The organism is Lederbergia wuyishanensis (assembly GCF_022900255.1).
Classification (GTDB): domain Bacteria; phylum Bacillota; class Bacilli; order Bacillales; family Bacillaceae_C; genus Lederbergia; species Lederbergia wuyishanensis.
The window spans coordinates 188,864-206,871 of sequence record NZ_JALIRM010000010.1; the positions used below are offsets into that span (position 1 = coordinate 188,864).

Sequence of the window (18,008 nt, forward strand, 5' to 3'; positions counted from 1 at the left end):
TTGCAAATCCATAATTATATAGGTTTTTTTAAGCTAACCTGTCCGTTAGCTTAATTAATATAATCTACCTACTAAGTTATAAGGATTTATCTCCCAAGTTTCATAAGGGATAAAGTTTTTGGCTTTTATACAATCAATTGTGCGAGATTTCATATGTGGGCGAGTTATGTATTTATCAATATTTTCCTCGGTAAGTTTAATGAATTTAGCCTCTTTAATTTCTTCTGGTTGAATTTTTATTTCGCCACTAACATATTTCGCCTTAAACACCACAGATAATAGATGTTTTGTGGCATTGTAATACACTCCTGTTATTCCAATAGGTAAGATCACTATTCCTGTTTCCTCTAATATTTCTCTACATACAGCTTTATCAAGAGGTTCTCCTTCTTCTACTTGTCCTCCTGGAGCTTCCCAAGTATCAGACCGCCAGTGTGTCTTGACTAAAAGAGCTTCTCCATTTTCATTAGTAACATAAGCAGAAACTGCAATTATATGTTTTGGTGTCGTATGCAAAATACATTCCCCCTTACTTTGTTAATAATTTTTTACTTGCTAAACCATGTACAATGCTTGTTTTTTTCCACTTGTTCATAAACTAAACTGCCCTTTAGTACAATAACTTCAACAAAAATAAGCGATAATCCTTCTTGGACTATCGCACCTGTTAGTTTAATAAGAAAAAGCGATTATTAATGACTATTGGCATGAGAAATTTTGTTTTTCTCCTAGCGTTACCCCTTATAGAAAAATTAAAGCTTGTATTAATGCGAGTGCAGCAGTTCCTATTATTGGTGCAATTTTTAATAGCATTAGTCCACCAGTTGTTGAAATTAGTGGGTCAATTGGGTCTTTTGCAGGTGAAGCTAGAAGATTGATGAATCGTTCCCATCTATTAGATTTCATTGGGAAATCCGGTATATCTATGTGATATTCATCCAACTTCGTACACAGATGATGATCCTTATTAAAGGGATCCTGACTCATATTCATCTACCTCCAATTCTTCTTTTAATTTTTTGATTGCTATGTGTAATCTTGATTTAACCGTCCCTTTCGGAATTCCAAGGATTTTTGCTATTTCCTCTTGTGGCATATCGTGATAATAGAAAAGTAATACAACGGCACGTTGTATTTCAGGGAGCTGTGCAACGGCTTCCCGAATGCTTATTCTATCTAATTGATGAAATTCTTCGATGTGTATCGGAGTAAGAAAAGGCAAAAGGTTCCTCCATCTCTTGCGGCGATTTAATTTTGTTATCATCAATCGATATGCAATTTGAAAAAGATATGATTTTAGTTTTCCCTTACTTGGATTGTAATCGTACTTATAACGTTGTAGTTTGACAAATGTGTCTTGAACGATATCAATGCTTAATTGCTCATCTCTTGAATAACGGAGAATAAACGAATAAAGAGGTTGTTTTAATAGAGTGTAGATCCCTTCTAACGCTTTGTTATCACCATCTTGATAAGCGATCATTAATTCATCTTCACGTTCATTCAATCTCATCGCCCCAGCGTTCCTTGATAGCTTTCAACGTCATGGATACCCTACAAATTAAGTAAATAATTGATACAATTGTCCATAATTGTGCTTGGTTTGTAAAAAATAGCACAAAAACATTCTCAACTGTTTCACCACTAAAGACTAAAAAATTAAGAACCTGAACACAAATAATGGAATATACGGCTAGACCAAGTGTAAGTGTATCAAAAACGTTCCATCTTAAATATATTTTCGTTTTCTTATAATTAATTTTACCATTTTCACGGACAACATATTTTCGATCAATTGGAATAGCAATAGCTAAAATTAAAACCAATAAAAATCCTGAAATGATAAGAGAAACAATCCAACCAGTATCCATTTGTAACATCCCCAATCTACCTTCTTTTCTAACTATACAAATGAGAAGACAAAAAGGTTCATTTAAAATGAAAGAAGTTTGTTTCTTTCCTTGTTCAAATAGAATTATTTCCACTTTTCAACTAAATCCCATTTTAATTATCAAAAATCCATTATTTCTTATTGAACTAAACTGCCTCATTAGTGTAAGTACATTTTTTCACAAAATCTTATATCTTCCTTATTTTACCATATATTCTAAATATTTTTAACCCAACTTTTTCCTCATCCCTCTAATGTCCATTTCCACTACTCGTCTACTATATGTATCTGTTAACTTAGTTGGTACTTCTCCAAATCCACCTCCACCCCTTCTCCCTCTTGGCTCCACCCCCCTCTTTTTAGCCTCTAGGCAATGGAACTAAGTTGGTACCGAAAACGCCCATTTTTGCCCTCTTTTTTCCACTCTGGCTTGTATAGAATATTCTGCCATTGTAACTAAGTTCGAACTTGAACAGAGGAAAGAATCAGGAGAAAAGAATGGAAATGTAACAATTTTGGGACAGAGTAGAGTAAAGAAAAGAGCCGAAGAAAGATTGGAGATCCTACGGGTTTATGGAGTGGAAAAGAAACTGAAAAGCCTTATGGAACAAGGGTTATAGGGCATATTGGATAAACTAATCAAACGTTTGATTGAACAAAAAAGAACCGAGAAAGACGTACTATTGGTACGCATCGCGATTCTTTTGGAGCTTCTCTCCCCTTTTTCCCTTTTAGGTACCAACCTAGTTACAGCAAGGGAAAACAAAGTTCCATGGGTATCGAGGGAGTTACAGGGGGATAAGTTCATACACGTTTGCATGTTTTGAGCTTTTGACTCAATATCAAATTCATTGATTCGATCTTCCTTTTTTCTTTTTGAAATGTACTCTTCAAGAGAAAGCATCTTTTCACATCCTAATATATCTTCCTATAACCTTTTCTATTTATTATACTAATTTCCCTTTTAAACCTTAATTCCAATCCCATTATCCTCTACTATGTCCCCATCGAATATTAACGTTCCATCGCCCCTCCTCCCTCTCACTCTCTTCTATCCCTTCTCTCCCAAGGGCTCACGCCCCTTTCACTCATCCTTCCATTTTCCGTTATAAAAAAATTATGTTCCCGCCTTTTTGCCGATTTTCGCTTGAAATTGTACTGATTTTGCAATGATTTTGATAAAAAAATTACGTTCCATAGTAGACAGAATCTGAATGAAAAATGAAGGGCTCATTTGATCTAAAGGGTGAGGAAAAACACCGGAAAGGAGACCGATCTTATACCGTGGGGAAACTAACTGAGAGAAACTAGAATCCTTACTGGACAAGGATTTTGAGGATACTGGAGATTGTAAATACGACTGGAAATGGGATTGGATTGATATAGAATTCCGTCTGATTTCTCCCCAATTTTGGTGAAAAAAACCGAAGGTCTGCCGGAAAAAGCACCGGAAAAAACCTTCGGATTGGGAACTTTATTTTTATTTAAGGAACGTTATTTTTATTTAAGAACCGTTAATTTTAGATAGAGACAATTTACAAAATCAATCGTTTTGAGTCCTACTCCACCGTTACACTTTTCGCTAGATTCCTAGGTTTATCAACATCGCAACCACGATGCAAGGATGCGTAATAAGCGATGAGTTGGAGTGGGATGACAGAGATAAGAGGTGTTAGTAATTCGTTTACTGCTGGTAGAACGAAACGATCATCGTTTGTTTCGAGTCCTGCCATTGAGATAATGCATGGGTTGGCGCCGCGGGCGACGACCTCTTTGACGTTGCCGCGTATGCTCCAGTTGACGTTTTCTTGGGTTGCCAAGGCGATGACAGGTGTACCGTCTTCAATTAGGGCGATGGTTCCGTGTTTGAGTTCTCCACCTGCAAAACCTTCAGCTTGGATATAGGATATTTCTTTTAATTTCAAAGCTCCTTCTAGACATACGAAGTAATCAAATGAACGCCCAATGAAGAAGCAGTTGCGTGTAAATGGTAGAAATTCGCTTGCGATTTTTTCAAATTCTTCTTTTGAATCGCAGAGGGTTTCCATAGCATTTGCGATGATTCCAAGTTCATGGATGAGATCAAATCCATCATTCAGTCCTCGAGATTGGGCTGTTACATTTGCAAGAATGGCTAATACCGCAATTTGTGCAGTGTAGGCTTTCGTCGAAGCAACAGCAATTTCTGGTCCTGCATGGAGTAGCATCGTGAAATTTGCTTCACGTGATAATGTTGATCCGGGAACATTGGTGATCGTTAAAGCTTTATAGCCCATTTCTTTTACTTGAACTAAAACCGCTCGACTGTCCGCTGTTTCCCCGCTTTGAGAAATAAAAATGAACAGTGGCTTTTCAGATAAAAGTGGCATATTGTAGCTAAATTCACTTGCGACATGAACTTCAACTGGAATTTTTGCCATGTTTTCTATGAATTGCTTTCCGACAAGACCTGCATGATAGCTCGTTCCACACGCTACAATATAGATTCGATCACATTCCTTAACTGCTTCTATAATGTCTTCTGCGATATCCAGATCCCCTTTTTCATTCTGGTAAGCTTGAATGATTTTTCTCATCACTAGGGGCTGTTCGTCGATTTCTTTTAACATATAGTGAGGATATGTGCCTTTTTCAATATCGCTTGCATCAATTTCTGCTTTATATGGATCACGATTGACGATTTCCCCAGCAAGGTTTTTAATCGTCACTTCATCTTTTTTCAAAAGCACCATTTCTTTATCCATTAATTCGATGTACGTATCGGTTACTTGAATCATGGCCATGGCGTCACTAGCTACGACATTGAATCCATCTCCAACACCTACGAGCAGCGGACTCTTATTTTTCGCAACGAAAATCGTATCAGGGTTTTCCGAATCGATAATGGCGATGGCATAAGATCCTTCCAATAAAGTCAGCACCTTGCGGATTGCTTCTTCGACGGTCATTCCTTCGTTCACAAACTTATCGACCAGCTGGACAATCACTTCAGAATCCGTATCACTTTGAAATGAAACATTTTGTAAGTATTTTTGCTGCAATAATGTATAGTTTTCAATGACTCCGTTATGGACTAAAGTAAAACGACCTGAAGTGCTTTGATGCGGATGTGCATTAGAACGACTTGGTACTCCGTGTGTCGCCCAGCGTGTATGTCCGATTCCAGCATGCGCAAAAATTCTTTCGTCCACAGCACTTCTTAAATCGGCAATCCGTCCTTTTTCTTTAAAAATATGAACGCCGCTATCATTGTTCAAAGCAATACCCGCAGAATCATACCCTCTATATTCAAGCTTTTCTAAGCCCTTTAATAAAATTTCTTTCGAATCTTGATTTCCAATATAACCTGTAATGCCGCACATAAGTTTTTCCTCCTACATAAGGAGGCAAGCAGGCACGGGGGCATACTTGCCCCCTTATCTCTGTTTTATTTTTCTGTATGTGCACATTCTCTTTCTTTTGTCCACCGAGTCGCCTCTAGTGATTTGAGAAAGAAAGTTCGACTGTGTGTCACAGCCGGGAGGCATCCGCCGAACGTTCGATAAACCTCCACCTCGTCAACTAATCTAAAAAACTTCTACGAACAGATTAGTTCTGGCGCTTATTTTTCCTAAACCAACGATGCTCCTTTCTATAATTGAGTAAAAAGCGAAACAGGAATATCATACTATAAATATTTTCTCATGGTCAATGATAATATATGAAAATATGAAGTTAGTTGATAGCAGTTTTTCCCAATATAAAAAAGCAGACAGCCAGAATGTCTGCTTGATATTACGTACTTTTCACATGATTAATCACAAACTTACTGGCCGGCATGCTTGGCATACTGACTAAACTAAAGCTTAGATCCTGCTCGGGAACATTATATTCCATTCGGTTTATTAACTGATCAACTACTGCTTTCATCACTTCCACAGTGATCCACTCACCAGCACAGCGATGTCCAGTAAGATAGTCACCGCCACCTTGGGGGATGAAAGAAAATGGACTGCCTTCCCATTCGGAAAAACGGTCGGGATTAAACAACCCTGGATTGTCCCAAATAGTTGGGTCATGATTTGTCCCGTACAAATCAAGCAGTGTTAATGTACCGGCATCAAACGTATAACCATTCCAAATAAAGTCTTTTTTTACCCTTGCTGCCACAAGTGGAAAGAAAGGATAAAATCGGCGTACCTCTTGTATGAACATTTCTGTATATTTTTCTCCACTTGATTGAAGTTTTGCTTTTGCCTCAGGAAACTGATGAATGGCGAGCGCAGTAAAATTAATAAAGATGGAAATTGCAATGATGGGACGAATAATATTCACAACTTCGACCGCAGCGACTTCTGCATCTAAAAGATTTCCTTCTAAATCGCGATGCCAAGAAAATTGGTGCAACGCTGTATTTTCCGTTGATTCTAACTCTTGATTACGGACTTCTTCAACCAATCCAATAATCCACTTTTCAATATTATTCCGTGCCGTTCTTCCTAGCCAATGGTTCGGCCCAATGGCTGCAACTGACTCAAATAATGAACCAAACTCTTTAGACCGCGATTTTATTTCATCCTCTTGAATGGGTACACCCGCCCATTCACATGCAACCCGACATAATATTTCTTTGACTTCCTCGTATAATACGACTTCGTTCATTCCTTCCCATCTCGTTACTGTAGACTCCCACTCTTTTCTAAGTAATATGATTAGTTGCTCGATTCTTTCATGAGACATAAGCGACATGAACATTTCCTTTCGATGCTTATGTTCGGTCCCGTCTAATGTTTGAACACCTTTTGCGCCAAACAAGGTTTGCAATACTCGATTTGGAGCAGCACCTTGCCTCATGAATTTCTCATTATCATAAAAAAGCTCTGCAGCTTCCTTCCCACCCATGCAAATGGCCTTTTTGCCGAGCAAACGTGTTTCAAAAATATTGGAATTAAAACTATGACGCCTGTTTGGGATGTACATATATCCTTCTCTTGCAAAGCTCAACGTATGATCCAAACCTTCTTCTTTCGGCATTGGATTTACATTCGACATATACTTCACTCCATTTACAAAAAATATGACTATATTATTTGTAAGTTCTTCCCTAATTAATCGTAAGAAAACGTTTTTAGGTTGAAGTCTTTCTTTTACATGGTGAATGCTCTAAAATAGTCTCAATTAGAGAGGAGAGATTCGATGATTCGTTATCCAAAACCATTAAAAGCTGGAGGTACAATAGGCATCACCGCTCCCTCTTCTGGTGTACCCGAAGCACTACACTCTATATTAATCGGTGGTATTGAACAATTTAAAAAACGCGGCTTCAAAGTGGAGGTTGGAAAAACACCATGGACCCAGGAAAAAGCTGCTTCAGCAGAAGCGAGCATTCGTGCGGTAGAATTGAATTATATGCTCCAAGATTCAAATATTGAAGCGATTATTCCTCCATGGGGTGGAGAAATTCTGATGGAAATTCTCCCACATATAGAATGGGATCGTATTCAACCAAAATGGGTATTAGGCTACTCTGATACTAGTACTCTATTATTTGCGATTACGGTCATGACAGGAATTGCAACAGCCCACGGTACAAACTTAGTTGATTTGCGAAGTGATGAATGGGATGATACGACAAAACGGGTTATGGATGTGCTCGTGGGAACGGAAGGAGATACAATTATTCAAACTTCTTCTGAAAAATATCAATCTGAATGGAATCATGATAAAGAACCTAATCCTTATGTATATGAGTTGGATACGCCAACAAACTGGAAGACACTAGATGGAAAACCTCTTCAAATAGAAGGTAGGCTTATTGGAGGATGTATCGACACATTACAAAATTTAGTCGGGACGCCTTATGCGGATATAAAAGCTTATCGGGAAAAATATATGAAGGATGAAAAAATCCTTTGGTATCTTGAAAACTGTGAAATGAGCGCTACTGATTTTTATCGTTCTTTGCTGCAGTTGCACTATGCCGGTTGGTTCGAGCAATCCGGTGGAATCATCTTTGGAAGAACGCCTGCAGGGGAAGAGGTTGAGGGGTTTACTACAATGGATGCAATGGAGCGCCTTTCTCAACTAACCGGAATCCCAATCGCATATGAGGCAGATATTGGCCATATGCCACCACAAATTACTCTTGTTAATGGGGCTAGAGCTATGGTCGAGGTCGAAAATGGGCAAGCATCTGTTAAAATGGAATTAAAATAGTTAAAGGAGAAACTGATGACAGACTATAAAGCGTTATTTTTAGACATAGATGGCACTATTTTAAAGCTAGACCACACTTATGAAGAATCAACTAAAAATGCGATTTTACAAGCTCAATCAAAAGGAATTCAAGTTTTTCTAGCAACGGGAAGACCGCTCCATGAAATTTCCGATCTAGCAGATGAGCTGAATGTCGATTCCTTCATTGGCTATAATGGAGCATTAGCTAAATATCACGGTGAAACAATCGTAGATGAACCGATGAGCCGTGATATCGTGTTGGATTTTGTTGCAATTGCAAAAAAGCATGGTCATGAAATAGTCCTATACACGAGTGAGAAAAATTATTTTACTTCGATGGATTCACCACATGTCGATCTTTTTATTGAAAAATTCCAGACAAAGTATAATGAATTGTTCACAACAGATGTCGCAGATCAAATTTTAGGTGCAACGTTGATCAACTTGAGGCCGGAAGAAGTAGAGTTATACGAGATCAATTCGAGCTACCATTTTTCACAAGTAAATGTCGATGGCTTACGGCATTGCTATGACGTCATTCGAGATACGGTCAATAAAGGTGAAGCCGTAAAAAAAATATTGCAAATCATGGACATACAGAAAGAAGCAGCTATTGCTTTTGGAGATGGGATGAACGATAAAGAAATGTTATCTGCGGTGGGAGAAGGATTCGCAATGGGGAATTCAAATCCAAATTTGTTTGCGTACGGAAGCAGAAGAACAACAGCCGTTACGGATTCAGGGATATACAACGGATTGAAATCAATTGGGGTTGTCGATTAATATAATCGACAACCTTCGTTCGTTATTTCCAAGTTTCATTTAAATTTTTGGCGTAAAACTCGATTGCTTTTCTATACGATTGAATAGATTCATCAGAACTAGTCTGTGTGAGTGTTAGCAACATCATTTCCATTGCCTTTTCATAATTTTTTACATTATATAGTGTCATTGCTTGGAAAACTCTTAAAGCAAGAAAATCTGGATACCGATTGATGCCCTCTTCTAGTACTCTCCCTGCTTTTTCATATTCTCCCAGTGTTCTATATGTACTGCCCAAGCCTAAAAAGGCCCCTTTTGCATCTGAATCATTTAACCCTAATTTTAGAGCTAATTCATAATATGGAACAGCCTCAGCTTCCTTGCCTAATACATCGAAACTCCAAGCGCAATGATATTGGACATCGGCGTTAGTAGAAAACTTTTCAGCAAGGCGAACGAGAAGTTCATTCGCTTCTAAATGACTACCACTATTTCGAAGTTCAATTGCTTCTTCCAGCTGTTTCAATTGTTCTCGCCTCCACTCCCAGGAGCAACAAGCTCTACTTTTATCCGATCCGGATCTTCAAAATACACTGCGTAATGTTGAGGCCCTCCTGAGAATGGATGTTTATCTTTATATAGAATTTGAACGTTACTCTCTTCCAACTTGGCAGTCATTTCGTCCACATGCTCACGGGAACGGGCGTGAAATGCCAGATGATTAAGTCCTACACGGCAGCGATGATACGGTATATCTAAAAACCGTTCCTCCGCCTGTACGAAAACGATATACGTTTCACCCAGCTTCCAGCTTTGACCCTTATCCCACTTTTGATAAACACTATATCCCAACTCATCAAGGAGCCATCCCCAAAATTCTATGGACTTTTTCAAATTGGAAACATATAACTCAATATGATGAATCATTCTTTTATCACCTGTTTTTTCTTAATACTGAATATTATACTAGAGTTAAATCATTTCGAAAGGTAAATAACATATGAAAATCTTTATTCAGTCATTGCTTGCATCCTTAGCGCTTCACTTAATATATTTTGGTGGGACTATTCTATATGGCTATATTCTTACTAAAAATTTTACACCTAATATAGAAAACGCAGTCGAATTGGATTCTGAAGTTGCATTTGGATATGCTGTCGACCCTCGCTTTTTGGTTTTTACCTTTATAGGGGTTGCCCTCATCTGCGGGATTCTAATTTTCTCTTATAAAAAGTCTAAAGGAGTCAAAAATGGAGATCACTCAACAATCTAATCGATTTATAAACTTTGCAGAACATGAGTGCAAAGGTTCAAGCCCATTATATGAATATTTGTCGTTAAAAATCTCCGAAGATAAAGACTTACTTGAGCTAAGCTCTCATGCCAAAGAAGGCCAACCGATTCCTAATTTATTTTTAGGAGCTGTCCATTATCTTTTACAATCAGGGTTCAAGCATCCATTGAAAGAATATTATCCTAGTTTAGTGAAGCAACCGCTGAATCTAGAAGGCATTTTTCCTCATTTTAAAAATTTCTGCTTAGCTTTTAAAAGTGAAGTTTTACATCTGCTGCAAACAAAGCGAGTGCAGACAAATGAAGTGCGACGCAGTGCTTATTTGTATCCAAGCTTTTGCTATATGTATGATAAAGTGAAGAAGCCATTGTCCTTAATAGAAATTGGAACGAGTGCCGGACTTCAGTTGTTATGGGATCAGTATTGTTATTCCTATGGAGATGGTCATCTCTATGGAAAAAAGACATCCAAATTGCAAATCTATGCTGAAATTCGGGGTGAACTATTCCCATCCCACCTAGAAAATATTCCTCCTGTCGTATCAAAGGTTGGATTGGATTTACATGTTTGTGATATTACAGATCCAGAAAACGAGCTTTGGCTTAGGTCACTCATTTGGCCTGAACACCAAGATAGAGTGAAGCTTTTTGAAAAAGCTGCTCAACTTTTTAGCGAAAATCCAGTGAATTTAATTGAAGGCGATGGAGTTTCATTATTATATGATATTGCTAAACAGACTCCTGAAGATAGTGCCATTTGCATTTTCCATACCCATGTGGCGAATCAAATGCCTGAACAATTAAAGCATGAACTCATTAATATTGTTAAAAAGCTAGGCACCCAAAGGGACGTATTTCATCTCTACAATAATATGTGGGACCGCAAACTACATCTTGATTCCTATTTGAACGGCGGTGAAGAACAACTTATTATCGGGGAAACAGATGGGCATGGAAGATGGTTTGAATGGGGGCTGCACTAAGACTATTTTCAAGCAAATCCAATGAAAGAAGAAGGAACTGACTGTGTTTGACAACTTGAATAAATGGCTTCAAAAATTGTTGCCTATTTTGACACCTCTTAGCTTAGTGATTGGTGTAATATTTCAAAATATTGGTGTGCATTTATTATTTTTAGTTTCTTGGTTATTTGCATTTATGACGTTTTCCAGTAGTTTAAGTATGAACGTTAAAGACGTTAAAAGTTTTTCGAAACATTCCGCCATTATTTTGGGCAGCATTGCTTTTTTACATATAATCATGCCTATTTGGGCGTATTTTTTATCAACCATCATTTTTGACGATCATTTACTGACGATTGGTTTTGTTATTTCGGTCGCTGTACCAACAGGAGTTACAAGTGTTATTTGGGTAAGTATTTGTCGAGGTAACCTTCCTCTTTGTTTATCGATTATTTTGATTGATACATTATTGTCGCCACTGTTAATGCCTGCTTTGTTGCATATTGCTGTTGGAGAATCAATTGCTATTGATACATCCTCACTAATATTGGATTTACTTTGGATGATCGTATTACCGACTGTAGTAGGTGTATTGTTAAACGAACTAACGAAAGGCAATATCCAAATGACCCTCGGAACAAAGCTTGCTCCATTCTCTAAGCTATGTTTGTTTGGCGTAGTCATGATTAACAGCAGTGCTATAGCTCCATATTTAAAACAAATAACATGGGAATTAGTTAGTGTTATTTTTCTTGTCCTTTTCATTGCTGCATCCGGTTATGCCATAGCCCTAATCCTTGGACATATAATTTGGAAAGATACCCGTATCGTCACAACATTTGTTTTTATCGGCGGCATGCGGAACATCGCTATTGGCGTGATTGTTGCAACAACTTATTTCCCTGCGAAAGTAGCGATGCCTGTTGTATTCGGTATGCTATTCCAACAAGTATTAGCATCCTTGTATAGCAAAGTTGTTGAAAAATATAAAATGAAATTTGAAGCTCCATCTATTTAAACTAAGAAATCATTCGAAAAACTATTTTTGTTAAAGGATGATCTCATAAGCATATTTAAAAAAACGTTATACAAAATATACAAGCTGAAATGGTATATATCAAGGCCGATTACGTTAGGTGTAAGAATATTATTGATTCAAGATGAGAAAGTCTTACTTGTGAAACACACTTATCAAAATCACTGGTATCTTCCCGGTGGAGGCGTAGAGAAAAGCGAAACTCTTGAGCGGGCAATTAGAAGAGAATGCAAAGAGGAAATTGGAGCAGACCTTTTGGGTTAACGCTTTTTGGTGTGTATAGTAATTTTTATGAATACAAAAATGATCATATTACCGTTTTCTTATACAATGAATTTACTTTGAATCATAAAAATAATACAGAAATAGAAAAAATAGCATTTTTTAATCTTCACGATTTACCCAAAGATATTTCGCCCGGTAGCAAAAAACGAATTCAAGAATATATAAAACAGGACTTTCCTAAACATGATACATGGTGATTAAGTAGACACTGAATATTAGAATAATGTAGTCGTTACTAGGGCACTATATTTAGGATTTAAAAATGGATAAATCTTTAATATATTTCCTCACTATAAATAGGATTTCAGGTGGACAAATGGAGATATCATTATTATTAGAATATGGATGGGTTTTAATTGTTTTAATCTTTTTGGAAGGTTTATTATCTGCCGACAACGCTTTAGTTTTAGCCATCATGGCAAAACATTTACCAGAAAAACAGCGAAAAAAAGCAATTAATATTGGATTGTTATTGGCTTTTATTTTTAGAATAGGTGCCATTTTTATCATTTCGTTCCTTTTCCACGTCTGGCAAGTCCAGGCAATTGGAGCCGCCTATTTAATATTCATTGCTTTAAAACATTTACTTAAAAGAGACAAAAATAGAGAGAAGAAAGGGAAAAGTTATGCTTTAACTGTTACCCAAATTGCATTAGCCGATATAGCATTTGCGATTGATTCTATATTAGCTGCTGTGGCTCTAGTTATTGCATTACCTGATACCCCAATGTTTCAAATAGGGGGTATGGATGGTGCAAAGTTTATTGTCATTTTATTAGGTGCGATTGCAGGGCTAATCGTCATTCGATTTGCAGCCGGCTTCTTCGTAAAGATTTTGACGAAACGTCCAAGTTTGGAAACTGCAGCGATGTTAATTGTCGGCTGGGTAGGAGTTAAGTTATTAATGCACACTCTTGCACATCCAGCTTTACACATCATTTCACATGAATTTGTTGAAGGCCCTATATGGAACACAATCTTTTGGGCGGTTATGCTTCTAATCGCTATTGGCGGGTGGTTTTTATCCAAAGAAAGAAATTAAAACAGGAATCCAGTCTAAGAATAAAATTGGACTTTCCAATAATACATAAGGGATGAAAAAAAAAGGATAGCATAGCTTTTTTATCCCTTCTTATAAATCCCTATACAAAAACTCCCTATATTTTGTAAAGCCCTGTTTGTGATAGAATCTCTCTGCTGCATGATTATCAGCCCAATAATCAAGCTCAACCAATTTAATCTTTTGCTCTTTCGCAATTTCATAAATTTTATCCATTAACAAAGAGCCAAGCCCTTGATTAGGTCTTAAGACATTCAGTTGATGAACATATACCGATTTATATCCTTTTTTAAAAACGTTTTCCGGGTAATCTTTTAGTTCAATCCATGCATACCCTAAAGCTTCGTCCTCCCTTTTTATAATCAAGAATAACTGATTGTCCTTTTGGATGAGACCCTCAAAGAAGCTTTTAACATTTTCAAAATGATATTCTTTGAAATATTCCGGGTATAACTGAACATGAAGTTCATGAACAGTTTTATTAAGGGTGGCGATTAGTTCGTAATCTTTTGTACTACTTACTTCCATTTTTTCATCTTCTTTCACTGTGTTTTAACTATGATAATACCTTAATTGACGAAAAAGCTAGATTGAAGTTTGCAGACTTTTCTGCAACAATTAAGTTAATATAATGATAAAGTAGGTGAGATCATGACCTTAGTAAAATTTTCACTAAGTGCTGTGTTCTTTTTTCTATATTTTAAATTGATACAGCTTACTGTTAACACAATCGGAATCGAAGTTCACTCTGCTTTTAACTTAGTCTTCCTTATAATAATTATCCCAGTGTTAATAGCCATATCTATCATAAGTAGTCAAAAATTAATAGTCTTTATTCGTGAGAGCTGATCTGTCATGAAGCATGCCCTAGTCATAGGCGGCACTGGAATGTTGGCTGATGTCTCATTATTTCTTGCTAACGAATATCGTGTTTCTGTTATTGCTCGGAACGAAGTGCGGATGGCTGAACTTATTAAGCGGGCGAATCATTCAACAGCGATTACGCCGGCTTTGGTCAATTATCAAGCTGAAGAATTGTTTAGGGATAAAATTAAGAATTTAATAGAAATGAATGGCCCTTTCGATATTGTAGTTGCTTGGATTCATTCTGGCGCTGACAATACAATTCCAATCATCGCTGAAGAGAACAATCTATTTGAGCATCCTTGGAGACTTTTTCACATTTTAGGAAGCAGTACGAATTTAAAAGAAGTCATTGATCGTGTAAGAGTTCCTGATTCTAGCCTTTATAGACAAATTCATCTTGGATTTATCATTGAACATAACCGCTCACGCTGGCTTACTCACCAGGAAATTTCAGCAGGCGTCATAAAAGCCATCTTTCAAGACCAATCTGTTCACACTATTGGAACAGTAGAACCTTGGGATATGAGACCTTAATAAATAAAAGTGCCATTGTAAATCTGGCACTTTCCTTTACGATACAGTTCTCAACCTTGACTCAAAGATTTAGTTAATTCTTTTATTTTCAATCTCTTTTCTTCAAATTCCTTTGATTTTGAGTAATTTGTTAATTCCTGCATTATATTAATCAATCTATCTTTATTTCCCTGAGTACTAGTAATAACATTTAAAAGATCCTCCATTGAGTCTTTTATTATAGTAATTCCCTCTAAATCATTTGAATTTAAATCGATATATTGTTCTGATTTATTTCGACTTTTTTCATGACGCTTATATAATAAATCCAAAAATTCAGAGTAAGAACTCAGTGTATTTCGCAATGAAGAAATATCAATCTCTTTTAAATCTGCATTAGAATATGTTGTATTATTTAAACGTGATAAGTCTACAAACGTAATAGATATTTCCCTTAGATCTCTTTCATAATAATCTTTAACAATTCCAGTTTCTCCTACGTATATTTTATTATTTGAAATGGATAAATTCATCGTTTTTAAAACGGAATATAACTCCGTATTTATACTATTTAGCTTTGTTTCATAATTAATTATAAGTTCCTCATTTAACTTCTTCGTACTTTGCATTAGTTTAAAATTATAAAACAATGAAATGATCAGTAGTGAAACTATGATTTTGACTGAAAGCCCCTTGATGTTCTTCATTTTCCATCCCCTTTAAACAGACGTACATATAATGAAATATTTTCCAATTGTATTCACTCATATATTAACACTTATTCCTAAAGCTAAAAAGTGTTTTTTAAACTCTCTATTTACTATTCTTTTTATAAGAAACTTTTTGTATTTAATTCGGAGTAAGCTTAAATTTATTTAATTTTATTCAAACTTTTTTCCCTCTTCTTACGAATATATGGTTAGAAGGCAGTGAGATGATGAAACAAGAACAGCGTTGGATTAAGAAAATAAAGAAAAACGGAAGTCATGAAGCCGCCAATGAACTAATTTCCAAGTACTATCGGGAAATGTACGCCTTTGTATACAAGCAAACGATTGATTCGGATCTTTCTCTAGATCTGACTCAGGATATTTTTATTAGTGTACTAAAATCAATTGGACAATTCGATGATAAAAAGGCATCTTTTCGGACGTGGCTATACAAAATTGCCTCTAATCGACTGGTGGATTACTTCCGTTCGAAAAACTATAAATATCGGAAGCTAACAGAGTCATTGGAAGGGCATGATTTTGAAAGGCTAGAGGATATGACAATCTCCTTTGAGTACAAAGAGGATGTTGAACAAATTACCTCAATTATTAACGAATTGGAGACAAGCTCACAGCAAATTATCCGTCTAAGGTTATTTGGAGAGTATACTTTGCAGGAAATTGCTGAAATGGTACAAGTTCCGCTATCTACTGTAAAAACAAGGTACTATGCAGCTATCAAACTTATTAAAAAGGAAATGCAGGTGCATCATCATGAATAAAGAAAAATTCCATATTCCTTTGCCTGATGATCAGATTATTCAAAAAGAAATTAAAACGATTGTCAGAGCTGGAGTGAAACGAAAAGAATCCTTCCCATCTTTTTTACTCAATCTTTACAAAGAAATCGGATTTCGATATCTATTTACGAACCCGAGGGATGGAGTCTTGATTACATTATCAGTGCTCGCTGTCCTTGTTTTTTTATTCCTTACGATTACCGAGCCATCAAATGTTAATGAAACAGATGTGTATGCGTTTGTCTTTTTGATTTCACCGCTACTCTTTATGGCACTATCGCTTTATGACCTTTTCCATAAAAAGCATAGTGCAACCTTCGAATTGGAGATGGTTACAAAATATAACCTGTATCAAGTGGCTGCCTTTCGGATGTTCAATTTCAGCGTGATTTCTATCATCGTGAACACCGTCAGCATAGTCTCACTTGTTTCTATGTTCGACACGCTGCAATTTTTTAGAGCATTCATGATCTCAACGACGGCTCTATTCCTGTTTTCGATTATTTTTCTAATAGTTTTCATGAAGAGGGGTTCTGGATTGACTGCTCTTCAGGTTGGGGCCGGCTGGATTGGGCTTAATATTGTCCTCAGTTTATTAAACAATAAAGCTTATATTCATTTTTTAATGACCATTCCAATTTTTATCTACGGAATCGTTCTTGTTGGTAGCACAATTCTGTATCTACTTTACTTAAGCAAGCTGGTCCAAACAAAGCCAGCGGAGGGAGTTTTTTAATATGTTGGTTGTAAAAGATGTTAGTAAACAATATGGAGACTTTACTGCATTAAAACAAATTAACCTTGAATTTGATAGAGGAATTTATGGGCTTCTCGCTCCAAACGGTGCCGGGAAAACGACATTGATTAAAATGCTCGTAACACTTATTTCCCCAACAAAAGGAGAAATCCTTTATAACGGAACAAATATTATCGACCTTGATGAGGATTACCGCGATATCCTTGGCTACTTGCCGCAAAACTTCGGCTATTATAAGCACTATTCGCCGAAACAGTATTTATTGTATCTTGCCGCTCTAAAAGGAATTGATAAAAAAACGGCATTGACTATTATTGATGAGCTACTCGAAAAAGTGGCGCTCAGTGAAGTCGCTAATAAGAAAATGAGAAAATTTTCTGGTGGGATGATCCAGCGTGTTGGTATCGCTCAGGCATTATTAAATGACCCCAAAATATTGATTCTGGATGAGCCTACAGCTGGCCTCGATCCAAAAGAACGGGCGCGATTCCGTCAGCTTTTGACTGGCTTATCTAGAGACCGACTAATCATCATTTCTACCCATATCGTTTCAGATATCGAATCAATTGCCAATCAAGTCATTATGATAAAGAATCAGGAGCTTCTGTTTAAAGACACTGCCCAATCTATTTGCGATAAGTTAGATGGGTTCATCTATGAAACCTCCATCTCGAACGATGAATTAGAGGCTTTTCGAAAAAAATATGCTCTTATTGGTGAAAAACAAGAACGTGGCAATGTGTTAGTACGCTTTGTTCATAAAGGCGAAATGGACAAGGATTGGGTGCCGGTTATTCCTCATTTGGAAGATGTGTTTTTGTACGAATATCGCGATGATTTGCAAGGAGAAGTGTAG

The 18,008-nt window shown here is 36.7% G+C and carries 22 protein-coding genes; 11 read left to right on the plus strand and 11 right to left on the minus strand.

Annotated elements, in window-relative coordinates:
- Nucleotides 1–54: 54 nt before the first annotated feature.
- From MT489_RS14630 to cypC, 7 genes are all read right to left on the minus strand, one after another.
- Nucleotides 55–519, minus strand: a complete 465-nt coding sequence (locus MT489_RS14630) for an NUDIX hydrolase (protein ID WP_244682347.1) — start codon at nt 517–519, stop codon at nt 55–57.
- A gap of 222 nt (nt 520–741) precedes the next feature.
- Nucleotides 742–987, minus strand: coding sequence for a hypothetical protein (locus MT489_RS14635; RefSeq protein ID WP_244682305.1), 246 nt, complete (start codon nt 985–987; stop codon nt 742–744).
- The gene (locus MT489_RS14640; protein ID WP_244682348.1) at nt 968–1,483 is read right to left on the minus strand and encodes an RNA polymerase sigma factor; all 516 of its coding nucleotides are present in this window, start codon (nt 1,481–1,483) and stop codon (nt 968–970) included. The genes MT489_RS14635 and MT489_RS14640 overlap by 20 nt, the downstream gene beginning before the upstream one ends.
- A 16-nt stretch (nt 1,484–1,499) precedes the next feature.
- The gene (locus MT489_RS14645; protein WP_244682306.1) at nt 1,500–1,871 is read right to left on the minus strand and encodes a group-specific protein; all 372 of its coding nucleotides are present in this window, start codon (nt 1,869–1,871) and stop codon (nt 1,500–1,502) included.
- Between the two features lie 246 nt (nt 1,872–2,117).
- Nucleotides 2,118–2,240, minus strand: a complete 123-nt coding sequence (locus MT489_RS22190; RefSeq protein WP_280518636.1) for a hypothetical protein — start codon at nt 2,238–2,240, stop codon at nt 2,118–2,120.
- Between the two features lie 1,210 nt (nt 2,241–3,450).
- Nucleotides 3,451–5,253, minus strand: coding sequence for a glutamine--fructose-6-phosphate transaminase (isomerizing) (gene glmS / locus MT489_RS14650; protein WP_244682307.1), 1,803 nt, complete (start codon nt 5,251–5,253; stop codon nt 3,451–3,453).
- Nucleotides 5,254–5,665: 412 nt separating this feature from the next.
- A complete protein-coding gene (gene cypC / locus MT489_RS14655) occupies nt 5,666–6,922 on the minus strand; it encodes a CYP152 family fatty-acid peroxygenase CypC (RefSeq protein ID WP_244682308.1) in 1,257 nt (418 codons plus the stop codon).
- 144 nt (nt 6,923–7,066) lie between these two features.
- Here cypC and MT489_RS14660 point away from each other — a divergent pair, with 144 nt between their 5' ends.
- Nucleotides 7,067–8,086 (plus strand): S66 family peptidase, encoded by a 1,020-nt coding sequence (locus MT489_RS14660; RefSeq protein WP_244682309.1) that lies wholly within the window; start codon nt 7,067–7,069, stop codon nt 8,084–8,086.
- Between the two features lie 15 nt (nt 8,087–8,101).
- Nucleotides 8,102–8,890 carry an HAD family hydrolase gene (locus MT489_RS14665; RefSeq protein WP_244682310.1) on the plus strand — a complete coding sequence of 263 codons (789 nt, stop codon included), beginning with the start codon at nt 8,102–8,104 and terminating at the stop codon, nt 8,888–8,890.
- A 22-nt stretch (nt 8,891–8,912) separates the two neighbouring features.
- Here the strand turns inward: MT489_RS14665 and MT489_RS14670 are convergent, their stop codons facing one another.
- Together MT489_RS14670 and MT489_RS14675 are read right to left on the minus strand one after the other, a co-directional pair.
- Nucleotides 8,913–9,395 carry a tetratricopeptide repeat protein gene (locus tag MT489_RS14670; RefSeq protein ID WP_244682311.1) on the minus strand — a complete coding sequence of 161 codons (483 nt, stop codon included), beginning with the start codon at nt 9,393–9,395 and terminating at the stop codon, nt 8,913–8,915.
- A complete protein-coding gene (locus MT489_RS14675; RefSeq protein ID WP_244682312.1) occupies nt 9,392–9,796 on the minus strand; it encodes a VOC family protein in 405 nt (134 codons plus the stop codon). Before MT489_RS14675 ends, MT489_RS14670 begins: the two co-directional genes overlap by 4 nt.
- 73 nt (nt 9,797–9,869) lie before the next feature.
- Between MT489_RS14675 and MT489_RS14680 the strand changes: the two genes are divergently transcribed.
- The 5 genes from MT489_RS14680 to MT489_RS14700 all read left to right on the plus strand — a co-directional run bounded on the left by MT489_RS14680 (nt 9,870) and on the right by MT489_RS14700 (nt 13,487).
- Nucleotides 9,870–10,142, plus strand: coding sequence for a hypothetical protein (locus MT489_RS14680; RefSeq protein ID WP_244682313.1), 273 nt, complete (start codon nt 9,870–9,872; stop codon nt 10,140–10,142).
- On the plus strand, nt 10,120–11,145 hold the full coding sequence (locus MT489_RS14685; RefSeq protein WP_244682314.1) for a DUF2332 domain-containing protein: 1,026 nt from the start codon (nt 10,120–10,122) through the stop codon (nt 11,143–11,145). The genes MT489_RS14680 and MT489_RS14685 overlap by 23 nt, the downstream gene beginning before the upstream one ends.
- A gap of 43 nt (nt 11,146–11,188) precedes the next feature.
- Nucleotides 11,189–12,142, plus strand: coding sequence for a bile acid:sodium symporter family protein (locus MT489_RS14690; protein ID WP_244682315.1), 954 nt, complete (start codon nt 11,189–11,191; stop codon nt 12,140–12,142).
- Nucleotides 12,143–12,169: 27 nt separating this feature from the next.
- Entirely contained in the window at nt 12,170–12,424 is a 255-nt protein-coding gene (locus MT489_RS22195; RefSeq protein ID WP_280518637.1) for an NUDIX domain-containing protein, read from the plus strand.
- A 337-nt stretch (nt 12,425–12,761) separates the two neighbouring features.
- Nucleotides 12,762–13,487, plus strand: a complete 726-nt coding sequence (locus MT489_RS14700; RefSeq protein ID WP_244682316.1) for a TerC family protein — start codon at nt 12,762–12,764, stop codon at nt 13,485–13,487.
- 90 nt (nt 13,488–13,577) lie between these two features.
- Here the strand turns inward: MT489_RS14700 and MT489_RS14705 are convergent, their stop codons facing one another.
- Nucleotides 13,578–14,033, minus strand: coding sequence for a GNAT family N-acetyltransferase (locus MT489_RS14705; RefSeq protein ID WP_244682317.1), 456 nt, complete (start codon nt 14,031–14,033; stop codon nt 13,578–13,580).
- 327 nt (nt 14,034–14,360) lie between these two features.
- Between MT489_RS14705 and MT489_RS14710 the strand changes: the two genes are divergently transcribed.
- Nucleotides 14,361–14,906 (plus strand): short-chain dehydrogenase, encoded by a 546-nt coding sequence (locus MT489_RS14710; RefSeq protein WP_280518638.1) that lies wholly within the window; start codon nt 14,361–14,363, stop codon nt 14,904–14,906.
- A gap of 50 nt (nt 14,907–14,956) precedes the next feature.
- On the opposite strand, the gene MT489_RS14715 is transcribed toward MT489_RS14710, so the two are convergent.
- Nucleotides 14,957–15,592, minus strand: coding sequence for a hypothetical protein (locus tag MT489_RS14715; protein WP_244682319.1), 636 nt, complete (start codon nt 15,590–15,592; stop codon nt 14,957–14,959).
- Between the two features lie 227 nt (nt 15,593–15,819).
- Between MT489_RS14715 and MT489_RS14720 the strand changes: the two genes are divergently transcribed.
- Genes MT489_RS14720 through MT489_RS14730 form a run of 3 tightly spaced genes read left to right on the plus strand, consistent with a single transcriptional unit; the run spans nt 15,820 to nt 18,008 of the window.
- Nucleotides 15,820–16,377 (plus strand): RNA polymerase sigma factor, encoded by a 558-nt coding sequence (locus tag MT489_RS14720; RefSeq protein WP_244682320.1) that lies wholly within the window; start codon nt 15,820–15,822, stop codon nt 16,375–16,377.
- A complete protein-coding gene (locus tag MT489_RS14725; protein WP_244682321.1) occupies nt 16,370–17,131 on the plus strand; it encodes a hypothetical protein in 762 nt (253 codons plus the stop codon). The genes MT489_RS14720 and MT489_RS14725 overlap by 8 nt, the downstream gene beginning before the upstream one ends.
- 1 nt (nt 17,132) lies before the next feature.
- The gene (locus tag MT489_RS14730) at nt 17,133–18,008 is read left to right on the plus strand and encodes an ATP-binding cassette domain-containing protein (RefSeq protein WP_244682322.1); all 876 of its coding nucleotides are present in this window, start codon (nt 17,133–17,135) and stop codon (nt 18,006–18,008) included.

Coding starts and splice junctions, on each gene's coding strand:
- MT489_RS14665 (WP_244682310.1), top strand. CDS start 8,102: ATGACAGACTATAAAGCGTTATTTTTAGACATAGATGGCACTATTTTA.
- MT489_RS14710 (WP_280518638.1), top strand. CDS start 14,361: ATGAAGCATGCCCTAGTCATAGGCGGCACTGGAATGTTGGCTGATGTC.
- MT489_RS14640 (WP_244682348.1), bottom strand. CDS start 1,483: ATGATCGCTTATCAAGATGGTGATAACAAAGCGTTAGAAGGGATCTAC.
- MT489_RS14680 (WP_244682313.1), top strand. CDS start 9,870: ATGAAAATCTTTATTCAGTCATTGCTTGCATCCTTAGCGCTTCACTTA.
- MT489_RS14720 (WP_244682320.1), top strand. CDS start 15,820: ATGATGAAACAAGAACAGCGTTGGATTAAGAAAATAAAGAAAAACGGA.
- glmS (WP_244682307.1), bottom strand. CDS start 5,253: ATGTGCGGCATTACAGGTTATATTGGAAATCAAGATTCGAAAGAAATT.
- MT489_RS14660 (WP_244682309.1), top strand. CDS start 7,067: ATGATTCGTTATCCAAAACCATTAAAAGCTGGAGGTACAATAGGCATC.
- MT489_RS14635 (WP_244682305.1), bottom strand. CDS start 987: ATGAGTCAGGATCCCTTTAATAAGGATCATCATCTGTGTACGAAGTTG.
- MT489_RS14700 (WP_244682316.1), top strand. CDS start 12,762: ATGGAGATATCATTATTATTAGAATATGGATGGGTTTTAATTGTTTTA.
- MT489_RS14715 (WP_244682319.1), bottom strand. CDS start 15,592: ATGAAGAACATCAAGGGGCTTTCAGTCAAAATCATAGTTTCACTACTG.
- MT489_RS14645 (WP_244682306.1), bottom strand. CDS start 1,871: ATGGATACTGGTTGGATTGTTTCTCTTATCATTTCAGGATTTTTATTG.
- MT489_RS14705 (WP_244682317.1), bottom strand. CDS start 14,033: ATGGAAGTAAGTAGTACAAAAGATTACGAACTAATCGCCACCCTTAAT.
- MT489_RS14675 (WP_244682312.1), bottom strand. CDS start 9,796: ATGATTCATCATATTGAGTTATATGTTTCCAATTTGAAAAAGTCCATA.
- cypC (WP_244682308.1), bottom strand. CDS start 6,922: ATGTCGAATGTAAATCCAATGCCGAAAGAAGAAGGTTTGGATCATACG.
- MT489_RS14730 (WP_244682322.1), top strand. CDS start 17,133: ATGTTGGTTGTAAAAGATGTTAGTAAACAATATGGAGACTTTACTGCA.
- MT489_RS14725 (WP_244682321.1), top strand. CDS start 16,370: ATGAATAAAGAAAAATTCCATATTCCTTTGCCTGATGATCAGATTATT.
- MT489_RS14685 (WP_244682314.1), top strand. CDS start 10,120: ATGGAGATCACTCAACAATCTAATCGATTTATAAACTTTGCAGAACAT.